Source organism: Nocardioides zeae (assembly GCF_030818655.1).
GTDB classification, from domain to species: domain Bacteria; phylum Actinomycetota; class Actinomycetes; order Propionibacteriales; family Nocardioidaceae; genus Nocardioides; species Nocardioides zeae_A.
In genome coordinates this window covers 3,491,697-3,504,961 of record NZ_JAUTAN010000001.1, presented here as the reverse complement: position 1 = coordinate 3,504,961, position 13,265 = coordinate 3,491,697, and the positions used below count along the sequence as shown (strand labels likewise).

The following is a 13,265-nucleotide window of genomic DNA, read 5'->3' as shown; positions in this document are numbered from 1 at the left end:
GTCACTCTCCCACTCCCAGTGCCTGCTCCATGACGGCCTTCGCGATGGGGCCACCGAGGCCGCCACCGGAGATCGACACGTTCGGCGAGACGTTCTGCAGCATCACGGCGACGGCGACCTGCTGGCCGTCACGCTCGCCGTAGGACACGAACCAGGCGTACGGCCGGCAGCCGTCGCAGTTCTCCGCCGTGCCGGTCTTGCCGCCGACCTCGACGCCGTCGATGCGGGCCTGCCGGGCGGTGCCCTGCTCGACGGTGTTGACCATCAGCTCCTGCAGGATCCCGGCGGTGCGCGAGGAGACGACCTCGGCCCGCTCCTCCGGCTCGTGCCGCGTGATGGTCTCGCCGTCGGGCGAGGTGATCCGGTCGATCAGGTAGGGCTCCATGAGCACGCCGTCGTTGGCGATCGTGGCCGCCACCATCGCCATCTGCAGGGGCGTGGCGCGCACGTCCTGCTGGCCGATGCCCGACTTCGCGAGGAGGTCGTCGGAGGCGTTCTCGGGGTACGCCGACGCGGCGGTGCCCGGGTAGTCCTCCGCCGGGTCCGCATTGAACCCGAAGGCGTCGGCGACCTCGGTCATGCCCTCCTGGCCCTCCTCGACCGCCAGCTGCAGGAACGTCGTGTTGCACGACTGCTCCATCGCCTGGGAGAGCGAGACGGTGGTCTCGCCGCAGGAGCGCCCGCCGTTCGCGATCGACGTGCTGGTGCCCGGCAGCTCGTAGCTGCTGCCGCCCGGCACCTGCGTGTTCGCGTCGACGTCGGGGTGGTCCTCCAGGTACGCCGCGGCCGTGACCAGCTTGAACGTCGAGCCGGGCGGGAGGGTGGTCGCCACGGCGCGGTTGGTCAGCGGGTTCGCCTCGTCGTCGTACAGCGCCTGGTAGTTCTCCTGGACCTGCGTGACGTCGCGCAGCGCCAGCTGGTTGGGGTCGTAGGTCGGCAGCGAGACCGAGGCCAGGATCCGGCCCGTGCTGGGCTCGAGCGCCACGACGGCCCCCTGCACCTCGTCGCCCTGGGCGGCCAGCTGGTCGTAGGCGACCTGCTGCACGTCGGGGTCGATGGTGAGGCCGACGTTGCTGCCGGCCGGGTTGCGGTTGGCGAGCAGGTCGGAGAGCTGGTTGACGAAGAGGCTGGGGTCGTCGCCGGAGAGCACCCGGTTCTCGGCGCGCTCCAGGCCCGAGGCGCCACCGAAGTAGAACCATCCGGTCATGTGCGCGTACTGCGCCGCCACCGGGTACTGCCGCTGGTAGAGGTAGCGGTCGTCCACCGGCACGCTGAGCGCGATCTCCGTGTCGCCCGCGAGGATCGAGCCGCGCTCGGCCGAGAAGCGGGCCTCCTGCACGCGGCGGTTCTCGGGGCGGTCGTTGAGCTCGCCGGAGCGGAAGAACTGCAGGTTCGTCGACTGCGCCAGCAGTGCGATGAAGAGGAGCATGCAGAACACGCCCACGGTGCGGATCGGCTTGTTCACGGCTTCACCACCTTGACCACCTGGGTGGCCTCGTCGGCGCCGGAGTCGTAGGTGCCGTAGGGCTCCTCGACGCCCGGGAGCGGGCGGCGGGCCTGGTCGGAGATGCGCAGCAGGAGGCCGACGAGCACCCAGTTGGCGACGAGGGAGGAGCCGCCGTAGGACAGGAACGGGGTGGTCAGACCGGTCAGCGGGATCAGGGTGGTCACGCCGCCCACGACGACGAACACCTGGAGCGCGACGATCGTGGCGAGGCCGGTCGCGACCAGCTTGCCGAAGCCGTCGCGGCAGACCAGCGCCGTGCGCAGGCCCCGCTCCACGATGATCGCGAACAGCAGGATGACGGCCATGACGCCCGTCAGGCCGAGCTCCTCGCCGATGGCGCCCACGATGAAGTCGGACTCCGCGAACGGGATGCGCCAGGGCTGCCCCTCGCCGAAGCCGCGGCCGATCAGGCCGCCCCACGCCATGCCGAACATCGACTCGACGAGCTGCCCGCTGCCGGGCGTGCGGTCGACGTAGTCGAACGGTGAGAGCCAGATCTCGAAGCGGTTCCGCACGTGGCTGAAGGCCTGGTAGCCGAGGAAGGCGCCGGCGACGAACAGCCCGCCGCCCACGACGAGCCAGCCCGGGCGCTCCGTCGCGACGTACAGCAGCACCAGGAACATGCCGAAGAACATGAGCGACGAGCCGAGGTCGCGCTGGAAGACGAGGATGCCGAGGCTGACGAGCCACATGCCGAGGATCGGGCCGAGGTCGCGGCCGCGCGGCAGGTCGACGAACAGCAGGCGGCGGCCCGCGAGCGCCAGCGCGTCGCGGTGCAGCACGAGGTAGCCCGCGAAGGTGATGACGAGCAGCAGCTTCGCGATCTCGCCCGGCTGGAAGGAGAAGCCGGCGACGTTGATCCAGATGCGGGCGCCCCGCACCTCGTTGCCGATGAGCGGCATCATCGGCAGCAGCAGCAGGCCGATCGCCAGGAGGCCCGAGGTGTAGGTGTAGCGCTGCAGCACCCGGTGGTCGCGCAGCAGGGTGATGGTCAGGATGAACAGCACCACGCCGAGGGTCATCCAGATCAGCTGCTGGCGGGCGAAGTTGCTGTTGTTGGCCAGGTCGAGCCGGTGGATCACCGCGAGGCCGAGCCCGTTGAGGGCGGCGACGACGGGGAGCAGGATCGGGTCGGCGTACTGCGCCGTCATGCGGATCGCCACGTGCGCGGCGATCATCAGCACGGCCAGCCAGCCCGTGTAGCCGATCATGTCGGGCGGGACCTCGCCCTCGATGCCGAGACCGACCGCCGCGTAGGCGCCGGCCCCGACGCCGAGGGCCAGGAGCAGGAGGAAGAGCTCGGCGCCCCGGCGGGACCGGTGCACGAACTGGTCGGGGGATGCGGAGGTGACCTGCGACATCGTCAGCCGACCTCGCGCGAGTCGGCGCCGGCGGACTGCAGCTCGGCGGTCGGAGCGGAGGTGGGGCCCGACGTCGGGGAGGACGGCATGTCCTCGGTCTCGCCGGGCGTCTGGCCCGGGGCCTCCTCGCCCGAGCCGCCGCCGGTGGTGCCCGCGGCCTCGGCGTCCTCGAGGGCCGTCGTCCAGCGCCGCTCGAACTCCTCCTTGGCGCTGTCGACGTCGTCGTGGACGGGCAGGCCGTCCTGGATCGCGTCCGCGAGGCGGGGGTTGACCGCCTCGACGTCCTCGATCGAGATGTCGGTGCCCTCGACGGCGTCCTGCAGCGAGAACCCGGCCAGGCTGTAGTCGAAGCCGCGGTAGACGACGACCTCGCCGTCCTGCACGCCGACGTAGTAGCGGCCCTGGAGGAAGCCGTAGCCCGCCCCGACCGCCGCGGCGAGGAGACCGGCGACGACGACCAGCCAGAAGAAGCGCTTGACCCACACGAACCGGCGGGGCGGCAGGGGCGCGTAGCGCGCCGCCTCGGGGTCGATGGGGTCGCTCGGGATCGCCCAGCCGACGTCGGGCGGGATCGTCGCCTGCACCGGCTCCATCTCGCCCGTGTCACCGGAGCGGTGGCCCCGGAAGAGGCCGGTGAGCCCGCTGGCGCGGCGCGGCAGGTCGGCCGCGGCCCCGACGAGCAGGGGCTCGGTCTCCACGGGCTGCCGGGTGACGTCGGCGACCACGCAGGTCACGTTGTCGGTGCTGCCCGCCTCGAGGCTGGCTCGCACGAGCTCGATGGCGGCGAAGTCGGGGGTGCCGGACCCGAGGATGTCGAGCAGACGGTCGTCGTCGAGCACGCCGCACGCCCCGTCGCTGCAGAGCAGGAGCCGGTCGCCCTCGGCGAGGTCGACCAGGAAGAGGTCGGGGTCGGTCTCGTGGACGCCGTCGAGGGCCTTGAGGATGAGGTTGCGGTGCGGGTGCGTCCGCGCCTCCGCCTCGGTGATCCGGCCCTCGTCGATGAGGCTCTGCACGAAGGTGTGGTCCTTCGTGAGCTGCGTGATCTCGCCGGAGCGCACCAGGTAGGCCCGGCTGTCGCCCACGTGGGCGACCCCGAGCCGGGCGCCGTCGAAGACGCCGACCGTCGCGGTCGTGCTGGTGCCGTTGAGGCTGGGGTCGTCGTCGACGAGCTCGCCGATGCGGTTGTGCGCGCGCAGCAGGCCGCCCGCGACCTGGCCGAGGAGGTCGTCGGCGGGCCCGTCGTCCAGCTTGCGCAGCTGGCTGATGGCCGTGCTCGAGGCGATGTCACCGCGGGCCGCGCCGCCGACACCGTCGCAGACGGCGAGGAGGTGGGGGCCGGCGTACCCGGAGTCCTGGTTGTCCTTGCGCACCCGGCCCACGTCGGAGACCGCCGAGAAGTCGAGGTGGAGCCCGACCCGGTCGCCGGGGACCGCGGGCACCTCGCCCGTGGTCTCGTTGGGGCCGATCTCCGTGTAGTCGACGCGCTCCTCGGGCTCCGGCTCCGCCGGGATGACGGGACGGGGGGCGGTGTCGTCCGCGGCGGGGGCGAACGCCTGGTCCTCGGGGGAGGCCCCCGGACGGATCGTCGGCACCTCGCGGGTGCTGTCGTCCTGGTCGTCCCGGTCGCCCGGGTCGCGGGGAGTGCGGGGACCGTCGGGAGTGCTCGTCACGGCGGCCTACTTCCTCAGCTCGAGAATGGTCTTGCCGATCCGCACCTGGGCGCCGAGCGTGAGCGTGGTCGGCTGCGAGATGCGCGCCGTGCCGACGTAGGTGCCGTTGGTGGAGCCCAGGTCCTCGACGAACCACTGGTCCCCCGACTGCGCGATCCGCGCGTGGCGGGTGGAGACGTAGTCGTCATCGAGGCGGATCGCCGCGTCGTTCCCGCGGCCGATGAGGATCGGTCGCCCGTCGAGCTCGGCGCGCGCCCCGGCGTTGACGCCCTGCACCACGATGACGTGGGTCGGCGCGCCCCGGCGGCGCGGCGGGGGCTGCTTCGGCGCCTTGCCCTTCGGGCCGGCCTTCGTCTTCGGCGTCGCCGGCACGCGCGTGCCGAACATGTCGGCGCGCACCACCGAGACGGCGGCGAGCACGAAGATCCAGAGGATCGCCAGGTAGCCGCACCGCAGCAGGAACAGGGTCAGCTCGCTCATCGGGCTCCCTCCGCGACCAGGCGCACCGTCATCGTCGTGTTGCCGATCCGCACCACCGAGCCGTCGTCGAGCGGAGACTGGGCGACCTTCTGGCCGTCGACCAGCATGCCGTTCGTCGAGCCGAGGTCCACGACCGACACCTGGAGGGGGCCGCCGTGCTGGCTGCTCCCCACCCGGAACTCGATGTGGCGGCGGCTCACGCCCGGGTCGTTGATGCGCACGTCGGCGTCGGTGCCCCGGCCCACCACCGCTCCGGGCGGGGTGAGGGGGTGCCGGGTGCCGTTGATCTCGAGGTACGCCGTCGCGCGACCCACCTGCGTGTTCGTCGCGTTGCTCGTGACCTTCGCCTGGGCGCGGCTCCGCACGCGGAGGCGACCCGTGGGGAGGTCCTCGGCGACCTCGAAGCTGATCTGCACGGGGCCCGGGAACACGTAGGACTGCGCGTCCGCGTGGTCGCGCAGGCTGTCGGCCATCTCCTGGGACAGCGTCGACGCGTAGGGGCCCAACCGGTCCAGGTCGGTGCGGGAGAGCTCGACGTGGAAGTCGTTGGGCACGAGGCGCCGGTCGCGGCTCAGGATCTGGGCGTTGTTGTCGACCTCGCGCTGCAGCGCCGCCGAGATCTCGACGGGCTGGACGGCGCTGCGGAAGGCGCGGGCGAACACGCCGGAGATCATGGACTCCAGGCGGCTCTCGAAACGCTGGAAGCCTCCGCTCATCACCCACCTCCTCCGCCACGCCCGTCGGGCGGGACCACTCGTCGTCCGTCGGTCTGCTCGCGGCGTGCGGGCACGCAGCCGCCCCCGCGCTCGGTGGCGGGTGGTGCCGATCGTAACCATGGCGGGGTGGCGGGGCCGTCTCCCACGGCGGTGGGGGTCCAGCCGGGACCGTGCTCGGTTTGGGGATCGGCGGGGGGCTGGGATACGTTTGCCCGGCTTCACGCGCGAGTGGCGGAATAGGCAGACGCGCACGGTTCAGGTCCGTGTGCCCGAAAGGGCGTGGGGGTTCAACTCCCCCCTCGCGCACAGTGGCCCACCTGCAGAAATGCAGGTGGGCCTCGTGCGTTGTGCACCGATCTGCACAGAGCGCCTCCTGGTCCGGCTGCGTTCCGGGCGCCGCGCACGGGCTCCACGGGTCCCGCGTCAACGCCACGCTCGGGGAGCGGGTCTGCTCTGCGGTGGGGTCGCGTCGGACTACCGGGCGCGCGCGAGGTGCTGGTCGAGCGCGGCGGTCAGGGCCGCGGCGCCGGAGACCGGTCCGCCGAGCTGCTGGAGGCCGTCGCCGGTGTGGAGCAGCAGGGTGGGGTAGTGGTCCACCCCGAGCTGGCGGACCTGGCGCACGTCCCGCTCGGCCTCGACACGGACCGACGGGTCGGTGAGTGCGTCGCCGACGGCGTCGGGGTCGATGTCGTGGCTCGCGGCGATGTCGCGGTAGACCCCGGGGTCGGAGAGGCTGCGGCCGTCGAGGTACCAGGCGCGCTGGACCGCTCCGGCGAGCTCGAGCACCGCGTCGGGCCGCTGCCGGCGCAGGGCAACCAGGCCGGCGGCTGCGTCGGCGGAGTCCATCACCAGGGTGCCGTCGGCGAGGACCCGCTCGTAGGCGGCGCCGAACTCGACGCCGGTCAGGTCGCTGATCCGCTTGTTGGCCTCCGGGATGTGGGGGAAGGCGCCGATCGGCTGTGCGCGGTCGCCGGAGAAGAGCCCACCGGAGAGGACCCGGATGTCCACCCGGTCGGCATTCTCGGCGGCGAACGCCCGGACGGTCGGCCCGAAGCCGTAGCACCAGCCGCAGTAGGCGTCGAAGGCGTAGGTGATCTGTACCTGGTTCATATCGGTCTCCTGCGGGTCACGTCGGGTTCGACGACGGAGTGGCGATCCGCCGGCGGGTGCTCGGCGGTAGCAGTTGCCCGGGTGTTCCGGACACTCACTACGGTAGAAGTCGACGTCGACCGTCACGAGGTGACGAAGGGACTCCTGATGGTGAGAAACGGACATCCCGATGTGCAGCGAGTGCCCTACGCAGCCGGCGCGGGTGGGGACCTCCTCGAGGTGGTCACCCTCGAGCAGCTGAGGCGACGCATGGCGAGGCGGGGAGTCGGCCGCCGCACCGAACGACCCGAGTTCCACCTGCTGCTGCACTTGGACGGTGGCGAGATGGTGCACACCGTCGACTTCCGCGAGTACGCGGTGGGCGCCGGATCGTGGTTGTGGGTCCGACCCGGGCAGGTGCAGCGCTTCGGCGACCTCAGCGGCGTCGACGGAGCCCTGGTCCTGTTCCGCGAGGAAGCCCTCGACCCCTCTGCGGCCAGTGCCGCCGGCGTCGGTGACCCCTTCGGGCGCACCCTGTGGACACCCGACAGCGAGAGCGCCGCGGCAACCGTCCGCTCGCTCGATCACCTGCGCCTCGAGTTCGAGTCGCTGCCCCGACACAGCCACGTGCGACTTCCGGTGCTGCACCATCTCCTGGCGGCGCTCCTGCTCCGGCTCACCGACCCCAGCGGCCAGCTCGGCACGGCGGCCGCGCCGGAGCACTCCGAGCCGTTCCTCGCCTTCCGCAGGCTGGTGGAGGTCGGCTTCGTCCAGCACCGCGACGTCGAGCACTACGCCCGGGAGCTCGGCTACTCCTCGCGAACCCTGCGCCGAGCGACCATCACCGCTACCGGAGTGGGTGCGAAGGAGTTCATCGACCAGCGGGTGGTGCTCGAGGCCAAACGGCTGCTCACCCACGAGGACCAGCCGGTGGAGCGGATCGCCGCGCGGCTCGGCTTCCCCGACACGAGCAACTTCGTGAAGTACTTCGCGCACCGGACCGCCACGACGCCGGCCACGTTCCGCGCCCGGGCCCGGGGACGGGACCAGCCCCCGGGCGGACGACGGCGGAGCCGGAGCACGGCCTGACGCGGCGGTCGACGCGCTGGCGCCACGACCTCAGACGGTGAGCGCCGCGACCTCGTCCGCGCCCAGCTCGAGCGTCAGCGCCTCCACCAGCGCGGGCAGCTGCTCGACGCTGCGGGCGCTCGCGATCGGCGCCGAGACGACGGGCTGCGCGCGCAGCCAGGCCAGGGCGACGGCCGTGGGCGTGACGCCGTGGGCCTGGGCGATCTCCCGCTGGGCGGCGAGGACCCGGTCGGCGCCGGGCTTCTCGGCGTACCCGGCCGCGGTGCCCGCCCGCGGGGAGTCGACGGTGGCGCCGGGGGTGTACTTGCCGGTGAGGAAGCCGCTGGCGAGGGCGGAGTACGGCGACTCGCTGATCCCCAGCTCCGCGAGCGTGGGCACGAGCTCGGCCTCGATCTCGCGCGCGAGGAGGTTCCAGCGGTCCTGGCTCACGGTGAACGGGGTGACGCCTGCCTCGGCGGCGATGGCCACCGCCGAGCGGAGCCGGGCGGGCGCGAAGTTGGAGGCGCCCAGGTGGAGCGCCTTGCCCTCCGCGACGAGGGCGCCGAAGGCCGCGACGTACTCCTCCTGCGGGACCGCGTCGTCGTCGACGTGCGCGTAGTAGAGGTCCACCCGGTCCGTCTGGAGCCGCTCGAGCGACTCCTCGAGCGCGCGGCGGACGTTGTCGGGGGCGAGCCCCTCGCGACCGTCGCCCTGGCCGACCTTCGTGGCGATGACGACCTGGTCGCGCACGCCGCGGTCGGCCACCCACGCGCCGATGATCCGCTCGGAGTCGCCGATGGAGCGGCCGTCGACCCACTGGGGATACATGTCGGCCGTGTCGATCGAGCGTCCGCCGGCCTCCAGCCAGGCGTCGAGCACCGCGAACGAGGCGTCGCGGTCGGCGGTCCAGCCGAAGACGTTGCCGCCGAGGGTGAGGGGGCCGAGGTCGAGGGCGTCGTGCGAGGAGGGCACAGGTTGCTCCTGGGGTGGTCGGGATCGTCCGTTCCCCGTGCCCAACACGCGGCGGCGCCGTGTGTTCCCGACGCGCCGCGGTGACTCAGACCCGGACGGCGATCTCGGTGCCCAGCGTCGCGCCCTGCTGCAGGTCGAGGTGGTCGCCCGACCAGAACTTGCCGGGGTCGTAGTAGTTCGTCGGGCGCTCGCCTTCGAGGAGGCCCATGGCCTGGTACGTCGCGGCCACCACCTCGGCGCAGTAGGTCTCCTCCACCCGCGCCGTACGCCGCAGCCGGCCGCGCGCCCACCGGCCCGCCAGCGCCGCCGTGGCCGGGAACGGGGTGCCGTCGAGCCGCGCGATGGTGCGGAGCACCGCCGCCTCCATCTCCGGCGTCACGCCGCTGTCACCCGCGCCCGGCACGTCGAGCTGGCGCAGCCACGCGTGCTGCTCGTAGCGGCCGCACCACTGCTCGACCGCGTCCCGCAGGTCGTGGAGCTGGACGCCGCGGTGGTGGCTGCCCGTCCAGACGTCGAGCAGGCCCTTGCCGAGCTCCGCGTGCCACATGAGCGGTGGCATGTCCTCGAGCACGACGGCCATGCCGACGTGGTTGACGGGGGCGTTCGTGACCGCCCGGATCGCGCGGTCGGCGCCCGAGCGGCCGCGGAAGAGCCAGAGGTCGCCCGTGCGCGTGAGGTCGACCGCGCCCGGGAGGGTGAGGCTGTAGGCATCCACGGTGGGCATCCTCGCAGGCTGCGTCGTCCGGCCCCCGTGTAACGCGGTGTCCGGGCTACTGGAGCAGTGGTCGACCACCGCACTAGTAGCACGAACACCGCGTTACACGAGGAGGGGTGAGGAGGAGGGGCGAGACGGAGGGGAGGGACGGGAGGGGGCCGGAGCCGACCCGCCTACCGGCGCCGCCGCACGCGCGCCTGGATCCCGTCGCCGACGTCGACCAACGGGTCGTCGGCGGCCGACTCGGCGCCGTCCGGGCGACCGTCGCCGTCCGCGTCGCCCTCGCCCGGGCCGGAGTCGCCGTCGGGGAAGGCGGCGAGCATGCCGTCGGGGTCGACGAACTCGACCCGGTGGCCGTCGAGGCTGAGGCGGCGGGCGCCCTCGAGCAGCATGCGCCGACCGACGTCGCGCACCTCGTGGACCCGCGTCAGGTCCAGGACGACGGCCGACTCGCTCGGGGCCTCGTCGGCGAGCTCGCGGAGGAAGCGCTCCATGCCGACGAAGTCGACCGACCCCTGGAGCTCGAACACCTCGCCGTGACCGTCGCCCGTGGGCAGGGGAGCCCGCTCGCGCACCAGCGAGCGGGCGGGAGGCGGCACCTCCATGAGGTGCATGCCCATGTCGGTGGAGAGCCGCTCGAAGACCTGCACGCCGCGGACCGAGTTGCCGTGCTGGTCGAGGCGGGGGGAGAAGACGGCGAGCCCGGCGCGTCCCGGCAGCGCGCCGATGAGCCCGCCGGAGACGCCCGACTTGGCGGGGATGCCGACGGTGGTGAACCAGTCGCCCGCGGCGTCGTACATCCCGCAGGTCGCCATCACGCTCAGCACCTGCCGGGCCACCCAGCGGGGCACGACCTCCTCGCCCGTGACGGGCTGGACGCCGCCGTTGGCCAGCGTCGCGGCCATCGCGGCCAGGTCGGCGACGTCGACGAGCAGCGAGCACTGCTCCGTGTAGCCCGCGACGACCTCCTGCGGATCGTCCTCGACGATGCCGTGGTTGCGCAGCATGTAGGCGATCGCGCGGTTGCGGTCGGCGGTGGCGAGCTCGGAGGAGCTGACCTCGTCGTCCACCGCGAGCTCGCGGCCGGCGAAGGCGGCGAACCCGCGCCGTACCCGGTCCATGCCCACCAGTGCGTGCACGGTGATCGCGCCCGCGTTGATCATCGGGTTGAGCGGACGACCGGAGTCCTCCTCGAGCGACAGCTCGTTGAAGGCCTCGCCCGAGGGCTCGACGCCGACCTTGGCGAGCACGGCGTCGAGGCCGAGGTCGGCGAGGGCGAGCGCGTAGGCGAACGGCTTCGAGATGGACTGGATCGAGAAGCGGACGGCGTCGTCGCCGACGGCGTACCCCGTGCCGTCGACGGTGCAGAGGCCGAGCGCGAGCCGGTCGGGATCAGCGGCGGCGAGCTCCGGGATGTAGGCGGCGAGCTCGCCGCTGGAGTCGGTGCCGCAGACCTCCAGCACCTCGGTCAGGTAGTCGGGCAGCGGGGTGCGCACGCACCCACTCCATCACGGTCCTGCGGCCAGGTGTCGCCGGACGTGTCACCATGGCCCCACGGGGCGGAGGGAAGGTCGGCCGGCTGTGGGCAATTCTCGTGGGCACGTGGCGGCCGTCGTCGCCCTGGGTGCCCTCGCGTTGACCGCTGTCGTCGTGCTGAGCACCGGGCACCCGCACCCGAACGTCGCCACCGTCTTCCTGCTGGCCGCGGGCCTCGTCGCCGCGGTGGGCTGCTTCATCCGCGCCGCGGGGAGCGCCGGTCCCCGCCGTCGTGCCTGGTCGATGCTCGCCGTCGCGGCCACGATCGCCGCGGCCGGCAACGGCGTCGTCGCGGTGCTGGTGGGTGGCTCGCTCGGCGGTCCCGCCGTCGACGCCACCATCGGCGTCGCCCTGCTCATCGCGATCGTCGGCATCCTCCTCTTCCCGCAGGAGAAGCTCTCGCGCACGGAGGCCACGACGCGCATCCTCGACGGGGTCGTCGGCGGCTGCGCGGCCCTCATCATCGCGAGCGCGCTCGTCTACTCCCAGCTCCTCGCCTCGACGCAGGGCGGCGGTCTCGAGCGGGCCGTCGTGCTCGTGATCCCGGTGCTCGACGTCATCGTCGTGACCGCCGCGGCGAGCCAGCTCCTCCGCGCCGACGAGGTGGACCGCTCGGCGCTCGCCCTGCTGATGATCGGCTTCTTCTGCTACGCCGTGGGCGACCTGCACTACGCCGTGCTCGACGCCGAGGGGTCCTACGTCTTCGGCACGTGGACCGACCTGGGCTGGATCCTCGGCTACCTGACGATCGCCGTCGCGACCGCGGTGCCCGGGCGTGCGGGCCGGCGCGAGCGGCGACGGCGGCCCGGCGGCATCGCCAGCACCGGTGCGGTCTTCGCGATCATCCTCGGCGCCGGCGTCATCCAGATCGTCGCGGGTGTCCCCCGCGACGTCCGGACCGGCACGGGCATGCTCTGGCTCGTCCTCGTGATGTCGGCCGCAGCCCGGCAGATGCTCCTCATCTCCGAGAACCACGCGCTCCGCCGGGGCCTCGAGCGCACGGTCGACGCCCAGACCGGGGACCTGCGCCACCTGCTGCGGGAGCGCAGCGCCCTCATCGACAGCGTCGGCGACGGCATCTACGCGGTGGACCGGGAGGGGCGGATCACGCTGATGAACCGCTCCGCGCGGGAGATGCTGGGCCTCGACGGCGAGCTGGACCGCACCACCCACGCGCACACGCTGTTCCACACCGACCTGGAGGGCGCGGAGGACCCGCTCGTGGCCTGCTACATCACCGAGGCCATCCAGCTGGGGAGCACGACGGCCTCGGAGGACGACGTCTACGTGCGGGGCGACGGCGTGCGGCTCGAGGTCGAGATCACCGCCAGCCCGATCCTCGAGGACGACGGGTCCGTCAGCGGCGCCGTCGTGGCCTTCCGTGACGCCACGCAGCGGCGCGAGGTGGAGCGGATGAAGCGCCAGTTCCTCTCGGTGGTGGGCCACGAGCTGCGCACCCCGCTCACCGCGATCCAGGGCAGCCTGCAGATGCTGGACGACGGGGTCGCCGGGCCGCTGCCGGCGCCCGGCCCCCGCCTCCTGCGCATGGCCACCGAGAACTCGGAGCGGCTCGGCCGCCTCGTCAACGACATCCTCGACGTCGAGCGCCTGAGCTCCGGCCAGATGCCGATGCAGATCGTCCCCCACCGGGTCGACGCCCTGATCGCCGACGGGCTGGGGGCGGTCGACGCGCTCGCCGACGCGCGGTGCATCCGCGTCACCGCGGCCGCGGACGACTCCGTGGTCGTCGCCGACGAGGGCCGGTTCGGGCAGGTGATCACGAACCTCGTGGGCAACGCGCTGAAGTTCTCGGAGCCCGGCACCGAGGTCAGGGTCACGGCCGACGGGACCGGCGACGAGGTGGTGGTGGGCGTCCACGACCAGGGCCGCGGCATCCCCGAGGCCCAGATCGAGGCCGTCTTCGAGCGGTTCCGGCAGGTCGACTCGTCCGACGTCCGCCGCGAGGGCGGGATGGGCCTCGGCCTCGCGATCACCCGCGAGATCGTCCACCAGATGAAAGGTCGGATCTGGGTGACCAGCGAGGTCGGTGTCGGCACGACCTTCTGGTTTACCCTCCCCCGGTCCGCCGGCACCGATGCCGGCGGCGACGGCGCGGCGTCGGCTGCGTCCAGCACGAGCAGCGAGGAGTGA

11 protein-coding genes and 1 tRNA gene are annotated in these 13,265 nt (G+C 72.8%); 3 read left to right on the top strand and 9 right to left on the bottom strand.

Annotation, left to right across the window (positions count from 1 at the left end):
• Position 1: 1 nt before the first annotated feature.
• Genes QE405_RS16630 through QE405_RS16610 form a run of 5 tightly spaced genes read right to left on the bottom strand, consistent with a single transcriptional unit; the run spans position 2 to position 5,734 of the window.
• Complete coding sequence (locus QE405_RS16630) at positions 2-1,465, bottom strand: peptidoglycan D,D-transpeptidase FtsI family protein (RefSeq protein ID WP_307202769.1); 1,464 nt, start codon at positions 1,463-1,465, stop codon at positions 2-4.
• Positions 1,462-2,868: an FtsW/RodA/SpoVE family cell cycle protein gene (locus QE405_RS16625; RefSeq protein WP_307202768.1), complete on the bottom strand. Its 1,407-nt coding sequence runs from the start codon at positions 2,866-2,868 to the stop codon at positions 1,462-1,464. The genes QE405_RS16630 and QE405_RS16625 overlap by 4 nt, the downstream gene beginning before the upstream one ends.
• A 2-nt stretch (positions 2,869-2,870) precedes the next feature.
• On the bottom strand, positions 2,871-4,538 hold the full coding sequence (locus tag QE405_RS16620; RefSeq protein WP_307202766.1) for a PP2C family protein-serine/threonine phosphatase: 1,668 nt from the start codon (positions 4,536-4,538) through the stop codon (positions 2,871-2,873).
• A 6-nt stretch (positions 4,539-4,544) separates the two neighbouring features.
• Positions 4,545-5,018 carry an FHA domain-containing protein FhaB/FipA gene (locus QE405_RS16615; RefSeq protein WP_307202764.1) on the bottom strand — a complete coding sequence of 158 codons (474 nt, stop codon included), beginning with the start codon at positions 5,016-5,018 and terminating at the stop codon, positions 4,545-4,547.
• Entirely contained in the window at positions 5,015-5,734 is a 720-nt protein-coding gene (locus tag QE405_RS16610) for an FhaA domain-containing protein (RefSeq protein ID WP_307202761.1), read from the bottom strand. Before QE405_RS16610 ends, QE405_RS16615 begins: the two co-directional genes overlap by 4 nt.
• A gap of 222 nt (positions 5,735-5,956) precedes the next feature.
• Here QE405_RS16610 and QE405_RS16605 point away from each other — a divergent pair.
• Positions 5,957-6,040, top strand: a tRNA-Leu gene (locus QE405_RS16605).
• Positions 6,041-6,208: 168 nt separating this feature from the next.
• On the opposite strand, the gene QE405_RS16600 is transcribed toward QE405_RS16605, so the two are convergent.
• On the bottom strand, positions 6,209-6,844 hold the full coding sequence (locus QE405_RS16600) for a DsbA family protein (protein WP_307202759.1): 636 nt from the start codon (positions 6,842-6,844) through the stop codon (positions 6,209-6,211).
• A gap of 180 nt (positions 6,845-7,024) precedes the next feature.
• On the opposite strand from QE405_RS16600, the gene QE405_RS16595 reads away from it, so the two are divergent.
• Complete coding sequence (locus QE405_RS16595; RefSeq protein WP_307202756.1) at positions 7,025-7,912, top strand: helix-turn-helix domain-containing protein; 888 nt, start codon at positions 7,025-7,027, stop codon at positions 7,910-7,912.
• A gap of 30 nt (positions 7,913-7,942) precedes the next feature.
• On the opposite strand, the gene QE405_RS16590 is transcribed toward QE405_RS16595, so the two are convergent.
• The 3 genes from QE405_RS16590 to QE405_RS16580 all read right to left on the bottom strand — a co-directional run bounded on the left by QE405_RS16590 (position 7,943) and on the right by QE405_RS16580 (position 11,074).
• Positions 7,943-8,863, bottom strand: a complete 921-nt coding sequence (locus QE405_RS16590; RefSeq protein WP_307202754.1) for an aldo/keto reductase — start codon at positions 8,861-8,863, stop codon at positions 7,943-7,945.
• Between the two features lie 85 nt (positions 8,864-8,948).
• Positions 8,949-9,587, bottom strand: a complete 639-nt coding sequence (locus tag QE405_RS16585) for a hypothetical protein (RefSeq protein ID WP_307202752.1) — start codon at positions 9,585-9,587, stop codon at positions 8,949-8,951.
• A 164-nt stretch (positions 9,588-9,751) separates the two neighbouring features.
• Positions 9,752-11,074, bottom strand: coding sequence for a glutaminase (locus QE405_RS16580; protein ID WP_307202750.1), 1,323 nt, complete (start codon positions 11,072-11,074; stop codon positions 9,752-9,754).
• Between the two features lie 106 nt (positions 11,075-11,180).
• Between QE405_RS16580 and QE405_RS16575 the strand changes: the two genes are divergently transcribed.
• Positions 11,181-13,265 (top strand): sensor histidine kinase, encoded by a 2,085-nt coding sequence (locus tag QE405_RS16575; RefSeq protein ID WP_307202748.1) that lies wholly within the window; start codon positions 11,181-11,183, stop codon positions 13,263-13,265.